We start from the raw sequence: 17,111 nt of genomic DNA, 5'->3' as shown, positions 1-17,111 counted from the left end.
TCAGACGGGCTGGACGTCCAGGCGACGACGACCGTCGGGGCGTGGGCGACCGGTCGGCTCCCCCGCTGCCTTGAGGTCGGCGCGCAGCTCGCGCGGCAGCGAGAACATGAGGTCCTCCGTCGCGGTGCGGACCTCCTCGACGTCGGCGAAGCCGTGCCCGGCGAGGAACGCCAGGACGTCCGACACGAGGATCTCGGGCACCGAGGCACCCGATGTCACGCCGACGGTCGTCGCGCCCTCCAGCCAGGCCGGGTCGATCTCGGCAGCCTTGTCGACGCGGTAGGACGAGCGAGCGCCTGCGTCGAGCGCGACCTCGACGAGGCGCACCGAGTTCGACGAGTTGGCGGACCCGACCGTGATGACGACGTCGCACGCCGGCGCGAGCTTCTTCACGGCGACCTGGCGGTTCTGCGTCGCGTAGCAGATGTCGTCGCTCGGCGGGTCCTGCAGGTGCGGGAACCGCACACGCAGCCGACGGACCGTCTCCATCGTCTCGTCGACCGAGAGCGTCGTCTGCGAGATCCACATCACCCGCTCCGGGTCGCGGACCTCGACGTGGTCCGCGTCCGCCGGCGAGTTGACGACCTGGATGTGCTCCGGGGCGTGCCCCTGCGTGCCCTCGACCTCCTCGTGCCCCTCGTGGCCGATGAGCAGGATGTCGAAGTCGTCGGCCGCGAACCGCACGGCCTCCTTGTGGACCTTCGTCACCAGGGGGCACGTTGCGTCGATGGTCTTCAGGTTGCGCGCCGCGGCAGACGCCTTGACCGCCGGCGAGACACCGTGCGCGGAGAACACGACACGCGCACCCTCGGGGACCTGGTCGGTCTCGTCGACGAAGACGGCGCCGCGGGCGGCCAGCGTGTCGACGACGTGGCGGTTGTGCACGATCTCCTTGCGGACGTACACGGGTGCGCCGTAGTGCTCGAGCGCCTTCTCCACGGCGATGACCGCGCGGTCGACACCCGCGCAGTACCCGCGGGGTGCCGCGAGCAGCACGCGCTTGCGCGCCGGGGGCACGTCGGCGCGGAGGTCAGGGCCGGGGGCGGTCGAGGTCACCGGTCCAGTCTAGGCCGGGCGTCCCGGACGACCCGGGTGACGGCGGCCACCGTCACCTGACCTCCACGACTCCACCTGCTCCCCCCGCGCCTCCCGACGCCCCCGCAGGCGCCTCGCCCGCGAGACCGGGCTCAGGTCGCTCACGGCACCGCGTGAGCGAGCCGCGCCCGGTCCCGCGAGGTCCGTGTCCCACGGACCGGGACGCGCACCCGTGGTCGGCGCTGTCGGGGGCGTGCGGCAGGCTGGGGGCGTGCAGGACGAGACGAGCGCAACCGCCGCGGCACCCGCCGCACCCACGAGCGCCCCGCTGCCGCTCCCGCTCAAGGCCGCGGACACGACACCCGAGCGGCCGTGGCCGGTGCGGCACCTCGCGCCCAAGGTCGCGGACTACGTCGCCCGCATGCCGCCGGTGTGGGTCGAGGGCCAGGTGCTCAACGTGCGGCGGTGGAACTCCCTGCTGTTCCTCACGCTGCGCGACACGGACCTCGACATGTCGCTGTCGGTGACGCTGCCGGCCGTCGCCGCGATGAGCCTGGGCGATCGGTTCACCGACGGCGCCCACGTCGTGGTGCACGCCCGCCCGCAGTACCAGGTGAAGAAGGGCTCGCTGGGGTTCGCGGCGGACCGCGTGCGGCTCGTCGGGCTGGGCGAGCTGCTGGCACGCATCGAGCACCTCAAGGGCGTGCTGGCCGCCGAAGGCCTGTTCGACGAGTCGCGCAAGCGCCCGCTGCCCTTCCTGCCGGCCGTCGTCGGCGTCGTGTGCGCGCAGCAGGGCGACGCCGAGCACGACGTCGTCTCGAACGCCCGCGCCCGCTGGCCCGCCGTGCAGTTCGAGATCCGGCGCGTCACCGTCCAGGGGCCGTCGGCCGTCCCGGAGGTCAGCGCCGCGATCGCCGAGCTCGACGCCGACCCGCGCGTCGAGGTGGTCGTCGTCGCGCGTGGCGGCGGGTCGTTCGAGGACCTGCTGCCGTTCAGCAACGAGACGCTCGTGCGCGCGGCCGCCGCGTGCCGTACCCCACTGGTCAGTGCGATCGGGCACCACATGGACACCCCGCTGCTCGACCTCGTCGCGGACCTGCGCGCGTCGACGCCCACGGACGCCGCCAAGCGCGTCGTGCCCGACGTCACCGAGGAGCGCGCCCGCATCGTGCAGGCCCGCACGCGCACCCGCGCCGCGCTGACGCACCGGCTGGCCCGCGAGGAGTCCGGGCTCGCGCACCTGCGCACGCGCCCCGTCATGGCACGCCCGGAGACCCTCGTCGACCCGCACGAGGACGCCCTGCACCGGCAGACGGCGCGCGGGCGCACCCTGCTGGACGCGGCGCTGGCGCAGGCGTCCACCGTGACCGCGCGGCTGGCCGGTCAGGTGCGCGCTCTGTCCCCCGCGGCGACGCTCGAGCGCGGCTACGCGGTGGTGCAGCGCGCGGACGGCGCGGTCGTGCGCAGCCCCGACGACGTCGCGCCCGGGGACCGCCTGCGCGTGCGGGTCGCGGCGGGTGAGCTGGCGGCCGACGTCGCGCCCTGACGCCGTCCCGACCAGCCCGCGCGTCGCGGCGCGTACGTCGTGGCCGTCGCTTCGACCACCCGCCCACGGGCCGCCACCCGGGTGCACGGGCGCCCGCGGCCCGTAGGACGGCGCGGCGGGGTCGCGGACCTGCTGGTTGACTGTGCGCGTGGCACGAGAGACGACCGGCGCACCCGCCGGACAGGACCCCGCGGTTCCCCCGCTCCCCGACCCCGCGGCGCTCGGCTACGAGCAGGCACGCGACGAGCTCGTGACGATCGTGGCGAGGCTCGAGTCCGGCGCGGGCACGCTCGAGGAGTCGCTCGCGCTGTGGGAGCGCGGCGAGGCGCTCGCCGCGCGGTGCCAGGAGTGGCTCGACGGCGCCCGCGCGCGCCTGACCGCGGCCCGCGGCACCGGGACGACGGAGGAGGACGAGTGAGCCCCGACCGCCGCGCCCTGGTGATCGGCGAGGCCCTGGTCGACGCCGTGCGGCGAGCCGACGGGTCGCGCGACGAGCACCCGGGAGGCAGCCCGGCGAACGTCGCGCTGGGTCTCGCGCGGCTCGGCCGGCGGGCGGACCTGCTGACGTGGCTGGGCCACGACGCCGACGGCGACCTCGTGCGCCGGCACCTCGAGGCGTCGGGCGTGCGCGTCCTGCGCGGCGACCGCGCCCCCGTGCGCACCCCGGTGGCGACGGCCCACCTCGACGCCGCGGGTGTCGCGACGTACGAGTTCGACCTCGAGTGGGACCTGCCCTCGACGTGGGACGAGGACGACGACGCGCCGCTGGTCGTCCACACCGGGTCGATCGCGACCGTGCTGGCGCCCGGCGGCGAGAAGGTCGCGCGTCTTCTCGAGAGCCGCCGCCCGACCTCGACCCTCACCTACGACCCGAACCTGCGCCCCGCGCTGATGGGCGAGCCGGCTGACGTGCGGCCCGTCGTGGAGCGCCTGGTCGGCCTCGCGGATGTCGTGAAGGTCAGCGACGAGGACCTGGCGTGGCTGCAGCCCGGGGTCGCGCCCGCGGAGATCGCCGAGGCGTGGAGCCGCTCCGGCCCCGCGCTGGTCGTGGTCACGCACGGCGGCGAGGGCGCGTTCGCTGTGACGTCGGCCGGCGCTCGGCTGTCCGTCGCGGCACCGCGCGTGACGGTCGCCGACACCGTCGGCGCCGGCGACTCCTTCATGGGCGGCCTGATCGACGGCCTCTGGGAGGCCGACCTGCTGGGCGCCGACCGGCGCGCCGCGCTGCACGACGTCGACGCCGCGACGGTGCGCGACGTGCTGGAGCGCTGCGCGCGCATCGCCGCGATCACGGTGTCCCGCCCGGGCGCGAACCCGCCCCGGCGCCACGAGCTCGACAGCGCGCCACTCACCGGCGACACGAAGGGGGTCGGCGCATGACCGCCGCCGCGACCGTTCCGACGACACCTGCCGCCGCCTGGGCGGAGCTGTGCGCGGGCAACCTCCGGTTCGTCGAGGACCGCATGGTGCATCCGTCGCAGGGCATCGACCGGCGTGCCGAGCTCAGCGCGCAGCAGAACCCGTTCGCGGTCGTCTTCGGCTGCTCGGACAGCCGCGTCGCGGCCGAGATCATTTTCGACCAGGGCCTGGGCGACCTGTTCGTCGTCCGCACCGCGGGCCACGTGCTGGACACCACCGTCATCGGGTCGATCGAGTACGGGGTCACGGTGCTCGGTGCACCGCTCGTCGTCGTCCTCGCGCACGACTCGTGCGGCGCGGTGGCCGCGGCGGTGGACGCGATGACGAACGGCAACGTCCCGCCCGGCTTCGTCCAGGCCGTCGTGGACCGCGTCATCCCGTCCATCGTGGGGCTGACCGCGACGGGCCGGCCGCTCGACTCGTTCGACGCAGCGACGCTGGGCCACCAGCACGTGCTGCACACCGCAAGCCAGCTCCACGGCTACTCGGTGTCGCTCGCGGACAAGATCGCCGCCGGGCGCTGCGCGATCGTGGCGCTCGAGTACACCCTCGCCGACGGTCGCGCCCGGCTCGCCCGCGTGATCGGCGACATCGGCGCAGGCATGGGCGTCATCCCGCCGCTCGACTGACGTCCACCCTCCGAGACACCACTCCGCCGAACTCGACGTTCGGCGGCGACCCGACGCCCAGAAGCCGCCGAACGTCGAGTTCGGCGGGGGGGTTGGGGTTGGGGTTGGGGTTGGGGTTGGGGGTGGGTGGTGGGGTGGGTTGGGGTTACGCGGCTGGGGTGGGGGTGGTCTTGGTGCGCTCGGGGGTGCGGTCTGCGCGGTTGCGCGCCCGCTCGGTCGCGCGCCGACGCTCCTCGACGCTGTCCTCGTCGGCCTTCTTCGCCGCGTCGGCGTCGTAGGTGAGGTTGTCGCCCGTCTCGGGGTCGAAGATCATCAGCCGCGCCGGGTCGAACCACAGCTCGGCGGCGTCACCGTCACGCACGTGCGACTCGGCGCCGAGCGCCGCGATGAACTGCGTGCGCATGCCTTCGCCGTCGAGGTCCCGGTCGAGCTCGGTCAGCGTCTCAGCGACCTCGCCGCGTGTCTCGAACGGGATGTACGCGTAGAGCTCGGGGCCGAGCCACTCGACCACGTCGACGTCCGCCTCGAACGTCACGCCCTTGGCACGCGTGTCGTCGTCGAGGGTGTCGCAGTCCTCGATGTGCTCGGGCCGCAGGCCGACGATGACGAGGTCGCGGCTCCCGATCCGCGTGCGCAGGTCGTCCGTCAGCGGGACCTCCGCGAGCGGGAGGCGCAGCACGTCGCCGTCGACCTCCCCGGGCAGGAAGTTCATGGGCGGCGAGCCGATGAAGCCGGCGACGAACAGGTTGACGGGCTGGTCGTACAGCGCCCGCGGGCTGGCGGCCTGCTGCAGCACGCCCTTCTTGAGGACGGCGACACGGTCGCCCAGCGTCATCGCCTCGGTCTGGTCGTGCGTGACGTAGATCGTCGTGGTGCCGAGCCGGCGCTGCATGCGGGCGATCTCGGTGCGCATCTGGCCGCGGAGCTTGGCGTCGAGGTTCGACAGCGGCTCGTCGAACAGGAACGCGCGCGCTTCGCGGACGATGGCGCGCCCCATGGCGACGCGCTGGCGCTGGCCGCCGGACAGGTTCGCGGGCTTGCGGTCGAGGTGCTCGCGCAGCTCGAGCGTGTCGGCGGCCTTCTCGACACGGGTGCGGACCTCGTCCTCGGAGAACTTGCCCTTGTCCAGGCGCAGCGGGAACGCGATGTTCTCGAACACGGTGAGGTGCGGGTACAACGCGTAGTTCTGGAACACCATCGCGAGCTTGCGGTCGCGCGGCGCCTTGTCGTTGACCACGTCGCCGTCGATCACGATCTCGCCGTCGCTGATGTCCTCCAGCCCGACGACCATCCGCAGCAGCGTGGACTTCCCGCAGCCGGACGGGCCGACGAGGATGACGAACTCGCCGTCGTCGATGTCGAGGCTCACGTCGTTCACGGCCGGGTACCCGTCGCCGTACTTCTTCACGACGTTCTTCAGCGTGATCGCTGCCATGACGGTCCTCCTTCGGACGTCGGACGGGTCAGCCCTTGACGGCGCCCTGGGTGAGTCCGGCGACGATCTGACGCTGGAACAGCAGCACCAGCACGACGACGGGGATGGTGACGATGACGGCGGCGGCCGAGATGGCCCCCGTGGGCTCCTCGAACTGCGAGGCACCGGTGAAGAACGCGAGCGCAGCCGGCACGGGCCGGGCGCGCTCGGTGGACGTCAGCGAGATGCCGTAGACGAAGTCGTTCCACGCGAGGAAGAACGCGATGATCGCGGTGGTCGCCACACCCGGGCCTGCGAGCGGCACGATGACCTTGCGGAACGCCTGGGCGGTCGTCGCGCCGTCGACCTGCGCGGCCTGCTCCATCTCCCAGGGGATCTCGCGGAAGAACGCCGTGAGAGTCCAGATCGACAGCGGCAGCGTGATCGACAGGTACGGGATGATCAGACCGGGCCACGTGTCGAACAACCCGATCGCACGCCAGATGTTGAACAGCGGCGTGACGATCGAGATGACGGGGAACATCGACACCCCGAGCGCCAGGCCGAGCACCAGCGCCTTGCCGGGGAAGTCGAGTCGGGCGACCGCGTACGCGCACAGCGCCGCCAGCACGACCGCGATCCCGGTGGCGATGAGGCAGATGCCCACGGAGTTGCGCAGCGCCGGCAGGAACAGCTCGGACGCGTCACCGGTGAGGATGAGCTGGTAGTTCTGCCACGACACCGCCGTGGGCAGGAACGACCCGTCGTCGAGGTCGGCCGGCGCCTTGAGCGACAGCGACACGATCCACGCCACCGGGAACAGGCAGTACAGGACGATCAGGATCCCGCCGACCCACCACCACGCCTTCGTCCGCCCGCTCATCGTCCCGCCCTCGTCGACGCCGCCAGGTTGACCTTGAAGCCCTTGACGAACACCAGCGCGATGAGCGCGACGCAGATGGTCAGCAGCACGGACACCGCCGAACCGATGCCGATCTCCAGGCGCTGGATGGTCTGCCGGTAGGCCAGGAACGACACCGACTCGGTGCCGGCCGCGCCGTTCGTCATGATGAAGATGTTGTCGAAGATGCGGAACGCGTCGAGGGCCCGGAACAGCAGCGCGACCATGATCGCGGCCTTCATGTTCGGGATCGTCACGCGACGCATCCGCTGCCACCAGGTGGCGCCGTCGACCTTCGCCGCCTCCTGCAGCTCACCCGGGACCTGCGCGAGCCCCGACAGCAGCAACAGCGAGATGAACGGCGTCGTCTTCCAGATCTCCGAGATGGAGATGACCGTGACCGCGGTGCCGAACGACGCGAACCAGTCCAGGTCGTCGGGCACGAACGGCAGCCAGCTGTTCATGAACCCGCTGGTCAGGTCGAACATGAACCGGAACGCGAACGCCGAGACGACCGTGATGATGGCGTACGGGATGAGGATCGCCGTGCGCAGCGCGGGACGCAGGGTGCCGAGCGCGTTGTTCATCACGAGCGCCAGGGCGAACCCGAGGACGAGCTCGACGACCACGGTGACGACCGTGATGAGCACGGTCACCCACAGCGCCTGCCACCAGATCGGGTCGGACAGGATCAGCGCGTAGTTCTCCAGGCCGACGAAGCGCCGCGCGTCGGGGTTGGTGAGCTTGTAGCTGTACAGCGAGTCCCAGACGGCCTGCAGGATCGGGTACCCCACGACGGCGACGAGGACGAGGATCGCGGGCGCGCACAGCAGCAGCCCGAGCCGGGCCTCCTGGCGCGCCCGGTCCGACCGGCGCGGCTTGCGGGGACCGCCGGTGGCCGCGTCAGCCGCGGCCGGGACGGTGGTGGTCGCGGCGCTCACAGCAGTGCCCTCCCCTGCAGGACGTCGGTGATGAGCGTGTCGCCGGAAGCCGGGGTGGAGTCCGGGGAGACGCTGCGGGGCGAGTGCCACGTGCGCTGCACGCTCGTCGACACCTCGTTGTAGAACGGCGTCTGCGGTCGCGGTGCGGCGTTCTGCAGCGACTCGCGGATGAGGTCGGCCATCGGGAAGGCCTCCTGCACCTCGGGGTCGTCGAACGCCACGAGGGACCCGGGCGGGTTGCCGTCGGAGACGTAGTACTCCGCCTGCTTCTCGGGCTGGACGATGCACTGTGCGGCCTCGAACGCCAGGTCGGGGTTCTCGCTGAACGCACTGACACCCAGCGTCACGCCCCCGATCGGCGGGCGGGACTGCTCCCCCTCGACCGCCTGCGGGTACAGCGCCCAGCCGTAGTCGTCGACGACCGACTGGTCGAGGCTGCCGGACTCGACGCCCGCGTTGCCGCGCTGCCAGACGAACGGCCAGTTGACCATGAAGCCCGCGGAGTCCCCCTCGAACATCGAGGCGTTGATGTCCTCGTCGGCGTTGGAGAGCTGCGGCCCCCCGACACCCGAGGCGGCGAGGTCCGAGATGATCTGCGCAGCGGCGCGGCCCGCGTCGCTGTCGAGGCTCGGGGTGACGGCCTGCGGGTCCTCCTCGTCGGGGTTCTCGAGGATGTGCCCGCCGGCGGACTCGACCAGCGCGTTGACCCACACGGTGAGCGACTCGGCGCGCGTGCCCTGGACCGCGACCGTGACGTCCTGCTGCTCGGCCGCGTCGATGATCTGGTCCCACGTGACCGGCTGCGACATGTCCAGGCCGGCGGCCTCGGCCACGGACTTGCGGTACCAGAGCAGCTGCGTGTTGGCCCAGAACGGCACGACGACGAGCTCGTCGCCGTACGTGGCCGCCGCGACGGCCCCCTCGGCCACGTCCTGCGTCACGGTCTGCGCCACGTCGTCCGGGATCTCGGCCAGGAAGCCCGCGTTGGAGAACTCCGGGACGAACGGCGGGTCGATGCTCATGAGGTCGATCGACGTGTCGTTGGCCGCGAGCCGCCGGACCAGCTGCTCGCGCTGGCCCGGGGCGTCGCGCGGCAGGAGTGCGACGTCGAGGCGGTACGCGCCGTCGGACTCCTCGCTGCACTCGGCCGCGATGCGCGCCTGCCCGCCGGAGTCGGGGTTGATGTACCACGTCAGCGTGGGCGGCCCGGCCTCGGCCGACGCGCAGGCGGCCAACGGGGCCACCAGTGCCAGGGCGAGGAGGGCTGTGCGTCGTTGCACCGGGGTACCTGACCTCTCGCGTCGTCGGAAGGGTCTTTCGGTGCTTCACATAGGACTACGACCTGCGACGTTCCGCCACCGGAAGCCTGCGCGCCCCGACGCGACGGCGGTGGAAGGATGGGCGCATGACTGACACGAACGGTCCCGACGTCGCGGCCGAGGCCCAGCCCGCGTACCGCATCGAGCACGACACGATGGGTGAGGTCCGCGTGCCGGCCCACGCGCTGTACCGCGCGCAGACCCAGCGCGCGGTCGAGAACTTCCCGATCTCGGGGAGCACGCTCGAGCGTGGCCACATCGAGGCGCTCGCGCGCGTGAAGAAGGCGGCCGCGCGCGCGAATGCCGAGCTGGGTGTGCTCCCCCAGGACGTCGCCGACGCGATCGCCACCGCCGCGGACGAGGTCGCGTCGGGCGTCCACGACGCCGACTTCCCCGTCGACGTCTACCAGACCGGCTCGGGCACCAGCTCGAACATGAACACCAACGAGGTCCTCGCGACGCTCGCCACACGCCTGCTGGGCCGCGCCGTCCACCCGAACGACCACGTGAACGCGTCGCAGTCGTCGAACGACGTCTTCCCGACGTCGGTGCACGTGGCCGCCACCGCGGGCGTCGTCCGCGACCTCGTCCCGGCGCTCGAGCACCTCGCGGGCGCGCTCGAGGAGAAGGCGACCGCGTGGGCGCAGGTCGTGAAGTCCGGTCGCACCCACCTCATGGACGCGACCCCGGTGACCCTCGGCCAGGAGTTCGGCGGGTACGCCGCGGCGGTGCGCTACGGCGTCGAGCGCCTGCAGGCGGCGCTGCCGCGCGCCGCCGAGGTCCCCCTGGGCGGTACGGCCGTCGGCACGGGCATCAACACCCCCGCCGGGTTCCCGCAGCGGGTCATCGCGCTGCTCGTCGAGGACACGGGCCTGCCGCTGACCGAGGCGCGTAACCACTTCGAGGCGCAGTCGTCGCGCGACGGCCTCGTCGAGCTGTCGGGCGCGCTGCGCACCATCGCCGTGAGCCTGACGAAGATCTGCAACGACCTGCGCTGGATGGGGTCCGGCCCCAACACGGGGCTCGGCGAGATCGCGCTGCCCGACCTGCAGCCCGGCTCGTCGATCATGCCCGGCAAGGTCAACCCGGTCGTCCCGGAGGCCGTGCTCATGGTCTGCTCGCGCGTCGTCGGCAACGACGCGACGGTCGCGTGGGCCGGCGCGTCGGGCTCGTTCGAGCTCAACGTGCAGATCCCCGTCATCGCGTCGGCCGTGCTCGAGTCGATCCGCCTGCTGGCCAACGCGTCGCGCGTGCTGGCCGACCGCACCGTCGCAGGCACGACGCCCAACGTCGAGCGCGCCCGCGCGCTCGCCGAGTCCTCGCCGTCGATCGTCACGCCGCTCAACCGGACGATCGGCTACGAGAACGCCGCGAAGATCGCGAAGCACGCCGTGAAGGCGGGCGTCACGATCCGCCAGGCGACCATCGACCTGGGCTTCGTCGAGCGGGGCGAGCTGACGATCGAGCAGCTCGACACGGCGCTCGACGTGCTCGCGATGACGCGCCCGCCGCAGGCGTGAGCCGCCGGGGTGCGTCCGGATCACACGGTCCGGACGCACCCGGGAGGGTGAATCCACCCCCGTTGCTACCCAACCTTTTGTGTCACTCGAACGGGTGTTGAGGCAGCCTCCACCTGCGGCTTCGTGTCGCCTAGCATCGCCGTCAGCCGAGCCGCACCGGGCGGTCAGTGGTGCTGCGAGAGGTGGGCCGAATGGGGTGGCGGTCGCAGGTCCTCCTCGGACGTCTGCGCGACCAGGCCGCGGTCGTCGCGACGGTCGCCCTGGTCACGTTCGTCGCGACCACCCTGCTCGGCACCTTCGCGTTCCTCCTCGACGTCACGAGCAATGACGCGCTCGACGCCGCGATCGCGCGGGCACCCGACTCGGCGGTGACGCTCGAGGCCAACATCCGGGTGCGCAACAAGGACTCCGCGGCGGCGCTCACCGCGGCCGAGCGGAGTCTGACCGGGGTCCTGGGCGACCTGCCCGCCGAGAGCGAGGCGTGGCTGCACGGGCGCCTGTGGTCGCTGCCACGCCCCGACGGGACGCCCGCGGACCCGCTCGCGTACGCGGCCAGCACCCCGCTGGTACCCGAGCAGGCGGACCTGCTGTCCGGGACCTGGCCCGACCGGGCGCGGGACGACGCCGGTCTGCTGCTGGTCAACGTCCCGCAGGTGGCCGCGCAGCGGTACGGGTGGAGCGTCGGCAGCCAGGTGCCGGTGCACGTGGCCGGCGCGGAGACGACGGACACGTGGCTCGTCGTCGGCACACACCGGATCACCGGCACGGCGACGGAGTGGAAGCGGGACCGGCTGGGCGGCACCTCGCACGACGGGGCCTTCCCCGTGCCCGGCAAGATGGGCAAGATCCTCACCGACCTGTGGGGACCCATGATCGTCGCGCCCGAAGCGCTGCTCGGCGAGGGTCTGGTCGACACGGCGCAGCTGTACGTCACCCCGCAGGTCGACGACGCCCCCCGCGGCGCGGTCCCGGCGACACGGGAGGCACTCGACTCGGCGCAGGTGCTCCTGGCCAAGGCGCTCGGCGAGGCCGACGTCAGCGGCGCGGTGCGCACGACGCTCGACGAGACCATCGACGCGGCATGGCGTGAGCTCGCGGTGACGCGCATCGGCGTGATCGTGGTCGGGCTGCTCCTCGTCGTGCTGGCGACGACCGTCATGCTGCTCGCCGCCCGCATGCTCGGGGAGCGGCGTGCCGCCGGGAGTGAGCTCGTCGCCGCGCGGGGCGCCTCGCCGAGCCAGCTGCGGTCGCTCGCCGTCCTCGAGGCCGTGCTCCTGGCCGCCGTCGCGGCCGCCGTCGCCCCGTGGCTGGCGCGCGGCGCGTTCTCGTGGCTCGCCGCGTACGGCGGGCTCGACCCCGCCGGGCTCCACACGCCACCCGGCGTCCCCTTCTCGGTGTGGATCGCGTGCGCCGCCGTCGCGACCGTCCTGGCCGTGGCCCTCGTCGTGCCGTCGTGGCACGTCAGCGGCTCGTCGAGCTCGTCCGCGCACGTCGGGCTCGTCCGCACGGGTGCGGACCTCGCCCTCGTCGCGCTCGCCGGGGTCACGCTGTGGCAGCTGCTCGACTACGGCGCCCCGCTGACGGCGTCGACGTCGGCGGCGGGTGTGCGCCTCGACCCCGTGCTCGTGGCCGGGCCGGCCCTGGTCGCGCTCGGTGCCGCGGTGCTCGCGCTGCGACTCGTCACGCCCGTCGCTCGCGTCGCCGACGCGCTCGCCGACCGCAGCCGCTCGCTGGTCGCCCCGCTCGCCGCCTGGCAGGTGGCACGCCGTCCCGCCGCCGCGGCCGGCACGACGCTCGTCATCGTCCTCGCCGTGGCGGCCGCCACGTTCTCGCACGCTTTCCAGACGACCTGGCGCACGTCACAGCTCGAGCAGGTCGACGTCGCGGTGGGCACCGACGCCCGTGTGGACGTCCAGCGCGGTGACCCCCTGACGACGTCGGCGGACGTGCGCGCCGCCGTCGCGGACGCCCCCGCCGGCACCCGGGTGCAGCCCGTCGGACAACGGCCGGTGGTCGTCGGACAGTCGCTCGGGACCGAACGCGGCAGCGCCCTGGTCGACACGCAGCTCCTCGCCGTCGACACCGACCACCCGGAGGCGCTGCGGGGCCGCTCGCAGCCGGGCTGGCCCGACGTCGTCGGTCGTCTGTCGCTCACGAGCAACGGCAAGCCCATCGAGAAGAGTCCCGGCGAGCCGCTCCCCGGGGAGCCCCAGTGGCTCGTCGCCACCGTGACGTCCGCCTCCGTGCCGGCCGCGGTGGGCAGCGCCAGCCTGAGGCTGGCCGTCGAGGACGACGCGGGCCTGCGGTCCTGGGTGACCGTGCCCAAGCTGAACCTGGGCGTGCCGCAGGAGGTCGTGGTGCCGCTGCCGCGGGCTCTGGGCACGGTGCGCCTCGTCGCCGCCACCGCGTCGATCACCCTCCTCGAGCCGCCGCGCGCCGCCACCGACGCGACAGGACCCGCCGAACGGGTCGGCCACGTCGGCCTCGCGCTGCACGACGCGCGCGTGGTCGACCGTGCCGCCGGGGTGACCGAGGAGCAGGTGGCCCTGTCGACCGCCGGCACGCCGGTCGACCTCAGCGGCGCCGCCTGGCAGGGCTACACGACCAGCAAGGGCACGCCTCGCTCGTTGGTCTCGGGCACGGCGGCGACGGTGCCCCACCCGGCGGGTCTGCCCGCGAACGCGCTGCTGCTCGACGGTGAGTTCGACATGACGGGGATGACGAGCACCAACGGTGGTCTCGTCGCGTACACCTGGGAACCGCAGGGGTTCGTGCGGGCCGTGATCACCGAGGAGCTCGCCGAGAGCGCGGTCCTCGGCGGCCCGGTCGACGTCTTCTGGATGAGGGTCGGCGACGCCGCGGTGAAGATGCAGGTCGACGGCATCGTGCCCTACCTTCCCGGGAGCCCGCGCGGGCCCGCCATGCTCGTGGACCAGACCGCGCTCGGCCGGGCGATCGTCGAGGCCGGGGGCACCGACACCCTCGCCGACGCGTGGTGGCTGACGGCGTCCGACGACGACGCCCCGGCTCTCGCGGCGGCCGTGGCGGCTGCCGCGGGCGGGAACGCGACCGTGCGGGTGACCGAACGCGCGTCCGCGGTGACGGGCCCGCTGCGGGCTGCCGTGCCCGCGGCGTTGTCCCTCGTCACCGCTGCGACCGGTGTCCTGGTCCTCGTAGGGCTGGGCACGAGCGCCACGGCCGCCGTGCGCTCGCGTCGCCTGGAGCTGGCGCGGCTGCAGGCGCTCGGTGCGGCGCGGCCCTCGCTCGTCGCCGGGCTCGTGGGCGAGCACACGCTGCTGGTGACGCTCGGTGCCGCCGCGGGCCTCGGGATCGGCTACGGCCTGGCCCGGGTCGTCGGGCCCGTCCTGACGGTGTCCGCCGACGGCCGGACACCGGTGCCCGCACCCGTACCGAGCTGGGACGACGTCGCAGCGCTCGCGATCACGGGCGGCCTGGCGCTCGCCGCGTGCGCCGTCGTCGCGGTCCTCGCCGCGGTCCTGGTCCGACGCGCGTCGGGCGCGCTGCTGCGGCTGGGGGACGACCGGTGACCACTCTCGAGACGCGCCTGCGTGCCACCGGCGCCGACGCCCTGCTCGTCACGAAGCGACGCGCGAGGCAGGACACCGGTCTGCTCGTCGGCACCGCGCTGCTGCTGCTGGTCACCCTCTTCCTGACGCTCGGGGTGCCGCGCCTGCTCGAGCGGACCGCGGACGAGGCCGTCCGCCAGACCATCCGCGCGGCCGGCACCGACGCCGACCTCATCGGCGTGCCACCGCCGGTGATCGACCTCTCGGAGGGTCCCGTCGACGACGCGTACGCCGCGGCGGACTGGCTGGAGCGGGAGTTCGGCCACGCCACCGAGAGCACGGTCGTGACGGTGAGGTCGGGACACGTCGTCGCCGACTCGCCTGCCGGCCTGTTCGGCCTCGAGCTCGTGCACGTCGCGACGCCCGGCAGCCCGTCGCCGGTCCGCTGGGTCGCGGGCACCGCGCCCAGCCCTGCGGTCCCCGCCGAGGACGAGGCGGCGGACGCGGAGGGTGAGGCGGCGGACGCGGAGGGTGAGGCGGCGGACGCGGAGGGCGAGGCGGTCGACGAGGACGGGACCGCACCGGACGGTGCGTCGCACCACACGGTCCAGGTCGGTCTGAGCACCGCCACGGCTGCCGTCCTCGGCATCACGCTCGAGGACGGGCCGTACACGATCGACCGGCGGACCGAGAGCAGGTTCGACCAGGTCGTCATCACCGGCCTGTACGAGCCCGTCGACGCGCAGGACCAGGTCTGGGTCGGGCAGCCCGGGCTGCTCGGACCGATCACCTCCCCGTCCACGACCAAGACGGCCCTCCACACGGCGGCGTACGTCCCCTTCGAGACCGTCCACGACATGGTGGAGGTCGCAGGCCGGGGGAAGGTCGGCGGGACGGCGCGCGCCGCCGTGCGGACCGAGGGGATATCACTCGGTGACGTGCACGCCCTCACGTCCGAGGTCATCTCCTTCGCCGCCAGGACCGGGCAGCTCTCCAGCGGGCTCCCGCAGGTCGTCGCGGCGTTCGACGCCCGCATGTCCGCGGCACGCGCCCAGGCCTCGCTGATCGTCGCGGGAGTCGCGAGCACGGCGGCGCTGTGCCTCGTGCTCGCCGCGTCCCTCCTGGTCGCCCGGCGCCGTCCCTTCCTCGTGGCCGAGCGGGCGCGCGGGGCGTCGATCGCCTCGATCCTGACGCGCGCGCTGCTGGAGTCCGTGCCGGTCGTGATCGGCGTCGGCGTGATCGCGACGGGCGCCGTGCTCGCGTGGCTGTACGACCAGCCGGGGTCCGCGCTGCTGGCCGTGGCCGTCGGGGTCGTCGCCGCTCTCGCCCCGGCCGTGCTCGCGGCACGCGAGGCCGCGCAGGCGTGGACGGGCCGCCGGGTACCCGCCGACCGGCGCGTCCGTGCGGCGCAGCGCGCACGCCGGGGGGTGCGGCGCCTCGTCGCCGAGGCGCTCGTGGTGCTGCTCGCCGTCGCCGCCGTCGTCTCCGTCCGCGGCCGCGGGCTCGTCCCGCTCGCCTCGGGCGAGGTCGACCCCCTGCTCGCGGCCGCGCCCGTGCTGCTGGCCTGCGCCGCCGCCCTGGTGGTCGTGCGGGTCTCCCCCGCGGTGGTCCGTGCCGCCGGCCGGTGGGTGACGCGCTCGCGCGGGCTCGCCGCGCCGCTGGCCGTCGCCCGCGCCCACGGCGCCGCGACGGCGGTCGTGCCGCTGCTCACCGTCACGGTCGCGGTCGCGCTCGTCGTGATGTCCGGGACCCTGGTCCACACGATCCGGTCCGGCCAGCACCTGGCCGCCGACCAGCTCGTCGGCGCACCCGTGCGGCTCGACGGCCTGCTCGACACGGAGGTGGGCGGCGACCTGCTCGGGCGGCTCGCGGCCGACCCGGGCGTGACCGCCGTCGCGACGGGCACCCAGCTGACCCGCCGTGCGTTCGGCGAGTTCACCGGGGTCACCGCCACGCTGCTCGTCGTGGACGCGGCCGAGCTCGCCGAGGCGCGACGGTCCATGGGGCTGCCGGTCGACGACGGGCTCGCGATGCTCGGTGAACCCGGCCCCGACGGCTCCGTGCCCGCCCTCGTGAGCGCCGCTCTGCTCGAGCGGGCCGCGATCGAGGGCACCGAGGTCCTCATGTCCGGCTTCAGCGGGACGATGACGATCGATGTGCGCGGCACCACGGACCTGACGCCCGACAAGGGTGAACCCGTCGACGCGAACGTCGGCGCGCGCGACCAGGACGACGGGCTCGTGGTGGTCGACCGTGAACTGCTCGCGGACGTGACCGAGCAGGCGCCGCGGGTGGACCGCGCGTGGGTGTCCGGCCCGGGTGCGGTGGCCGCGGTCACGGCCACCGACGTCGCCCCGACCGCCACGTCCGGCATCGTCGTGACGACGCGCGACGGCTGGTGGACCGCGTGGTCGCAGGGCCCGCTGACGTCGGCGCTGACCACCATGTTCATCGCCTCGGTCGGTGTCCTCGCGGCCCTGTCGGTGCTGGCGCTGGTGCTCGTCGTCGTCGCCACGGCACGCGAGCGGGGGCGGACCCTGTCGGCGCTGCGCACGCTCGGGCTCGACGCCCGCACCGCGCGCTGGGCCACGCTGGGCGAGCTCGCCCCGCTGGTGCTGGGCGGGCTGGTCGGTGGGGTCGTGATCGGGCTGGGCGTGCCGGCGCTGGTCGGCGACGCCCTCGGGCTGACGCTGCTCACGGCCGAGCCGGAGGGCGCCACGGTCGACCTCACGTGGTGGCCGGTGGTGGCGGCGGTGGTCGTCCTGCTCCTCGCACTGGTCGTCGCCGTCGCGGCGGAGCAGGCCGTGCGGCGGCGGGACCGGCTGGGAGAAGTACTGCGGGTGGGTGAACGGTGACCAGG

The 17,111-nt window shown here is 73.8% G+C and carries 12 protein-coding genes; 7 read left to right on the top strand and 5 right to left on the bottom strand.

The genetic code is table 11. From position 1 onward, the window contains the following. A complete protein-coding gene (locus NP048_RS04975) occupies nucleotides 1-1,056 on the bottom strand; it encodes a 4-hydroxy-3-methylbut-2-enyl diphosphate reductase (protein ID WP_227578382.1) in 1,056 nt (351 codons plus the stop codon). A 250-nt stretch (nucleotides 1,057-1,306) separates the two neighbouring features. Here NP048_RS04975 and xseA point away from each other — a divergent pair, with 250 nt between their 5' ends. From xseA to NP048_RS04955, 4 genes are all read left to right on the top strand, one after another. Next, nucleotides 1,307-2,581 carry an exodeoxyribonuclease VII large subunit gene (gene xseA / locus NP048_RS04970; protein WP_227578381.1) on the top strand — a complete coding sequence of 425 codons (1,275 nt, stop codon included), beginning with the start codon at nucleotides 1,307-1,309 and terminating at the stop codon, nucleotides 2,579-2,581. Nucleotides 2,582-2,729: 148 nt separating this feature from the next. Next, nucleotides 2,730-2,999: an exodeoxyribonuclease VII small subunit gene (locus tag NP048_RS04965; protein WP_227578380.1), complete on the top strand. Its 270-nt coding sequence runs from the start codon at nucleotides 2,730-2,732 to the stop codon at nucleotides 2,997-2,999. Then, nucleotides 2,996-3,961, top strand: coding sequence for a carbohydrate kinase family protein (locus NP048_RS04960; protein ID WP_227578379.1), 966 nt, complete (start codon nucleotides 2,996-2,998; stop codon nucleotides 3,959-3,961). Before NP048_RS04965 ends, NP048_RS04960 begins: the two co-directional genes overlap by 4 nt. Next, entirely contained in the window at nucleotides 3,958-4,629 is a 672-nt protein-coding gene (locus NP048_RS04955) for a carbonic anhydrase (protein WP_227580666.1), read from the top strand. The genes NP048_RS04960 and NP048_RS04955 overlap by 4 nt, the downstream gene beginning before the upstream one ends. A gap of 145 nt (nucleotides 4,630-4,774) precedes the next feature. Here NP048_RS04955 and NP048_RS04950 read toward each other — a convergent pair whose 3' ends face one another. Genes NP048_RS04950 through NP048_RS04935 form a run of 4 tightly spaced genes read right to left on the bottom strand, consistent with a single transcriptional unit; the run spans nucleotide 4,775 to nucleotide 9,165 of the window. After that, nucleotides 4,775-6,064 carry an ABC transporter ATP-binding protein gene (locus NP048_RS04950; RefSeq protein ID WP_227578378.1) on the bottom strand — a complete coding sequence of 430 codons (1,290 nt, stop codon included), beginning with the start codon at nucleotides 6,062-6,064 and terminating at the stop codon, nucleotides 4,775-4,777. Nucleotides 6,065-6,092: 28 nt separating this feature from the next. Continuing rightward, nucleotides 6,093-6,926 carry a carbohydrate ABC transporter permease gene (locus NP048_RS04945; protein ID WP_227578377.1) on the bottom strand — a complete coding sequence of 278 codons (834 nt, stop codon included), beginning with the start codon at nucleotides 6,924-6,926 and terminating at the stop codon, nucleotides 6,093-6,095. Next, nucleotides 6,923-7,885, bottom strand: coding sequence for a carbohydrate ABC transporter permease (locus tag NP048_RS04940; RefSeq protein ID WP_227578376.1), 963 nt, complete (start codon nucleotides 7,883-7,885; stop codon nucleotides 6,923-6,925). The genes NP048_RS04945 and NP048_RS04940 overlap by 4 nt, the downstream gene beginning before the upstream one ends. Continuing rightward, nucleotides 7,882-9,165: an extracellular solute-binding protein gene (locus NP048_RS04935; protein ID WP_227578375.1), complete on the bottom strand. Its 1,284-nt coding sequence runs from the start codon at nucleotides 9,163-9,165 to the stop codon at nucleotides 7,882-7,884. Before NP048_RS04935 ends, NP048_RS04940 begins: the two co-directional genes overlap by 4 nt. A 125-nt stretch (nucleotides 9,166-9,290) precedes the next feature. On the opposite strand from NP048_RS04935, the gene NP048_RS04930 reads away from it, so the two are divergent. From NP048_RS04930 to NP048_RS04920, 3 genes are all read left to right on the top strand, one after another. After that, complete coding sequence (locus NP048_RS04930; protein ID WP_227578374.1) at nucleotides 9,291-10,724, top strand: class II fumarate hydratase; 1,434 nt, start codon at nucleotides 9,291-9,293, stop codon at nucleotides 10,722-10,724. Between the two features lie 191 nt (nucleotides 10,725-10,915). Beyond that, the gene (locus NP048_RS04925) at nucleotides 10,916-14,272 is read left to right on the top strand and encodes an FtsX-like permease family protein (RefSeq protein WP_227578373.1); all 3,357 of its coding nucleotides are present in this window, start codon (nucleotides 10,916-10,918) and stop codon (nucleotides 14,270-14,272) included. Then, nucleotides 14,269-17,106 (top strand): FtsX-like permease family protein, encoded by a 2,838-nt coding sequence (locus NP048_RS04920; RefSeq protein WP_227578372.1) that lies wholly within the window; start codon nucleotides 14,269-14,271, stop codon nucleotides 17,104-17,106. Before NP048_RS04925 ends, NP048_RS04920 begins: the two co-directional genes overlap by 4 nt. Nucleotides 17,107-17,111 lie beyond the last annotated feature (5 nt).

Origin of the sequence: Cellulomonas xiejunii (assembly GCF_024508315.1) — a bacterium.
In the GTDB taxonomy this organism is placed as follows: domain Bacteria; phylum Actinomycetota; class Actinomycetes; order Actinomycetales; family Cellulomonadaceae; genus Cellulomonas; species Cellulomonas xiejunii.
The sequence above is the reverse complement of the archived record's forward strand: the minus strand, read 5'-3'. Positions and strand labels throughout refer to the sequence as shown.

Excerpts from the sequence above, each read along its gene's own strand:
- NP048_RS04930 (WP_227578374.1), top strand. The coding sequence starts at position 9,291 with ATGACTGACACGAACGGTCCCGACGTCGCGGCCGAGGCCCAGCCCGCG.
- NP048_RS04950 (WP_227578378.1), bottom strand. The coding sequence starts at position 6,064 with ATGGCAGCGATCACGCTGAAGAACGTCGTGAAGAAGTACGGCGACGGG.
- NP048_RS04945 (WP_227578377.1), bottom strand. The coding sequence starts at position 6,926 with ATGAGCGGGCGGACGAAGGCGTGGTGGTGGGTCGGCGGGATCCTGATC.
- NP048_RS04925 (WP_227578373.1), top strand. The coding sequence starts at position 10,916 with ATGGGGTGGCGGTCGCAGGTCCTCCTCGGACGTCTGCGCGACCAGGCC.
- NP048_RS04955 (WP_227580666.1), top strand. The coding sequence starts at position 3,958 with ATGACCGCCGCCGCGACCGTTCCGACGACACCTGCCGCCGCCTGGGCG.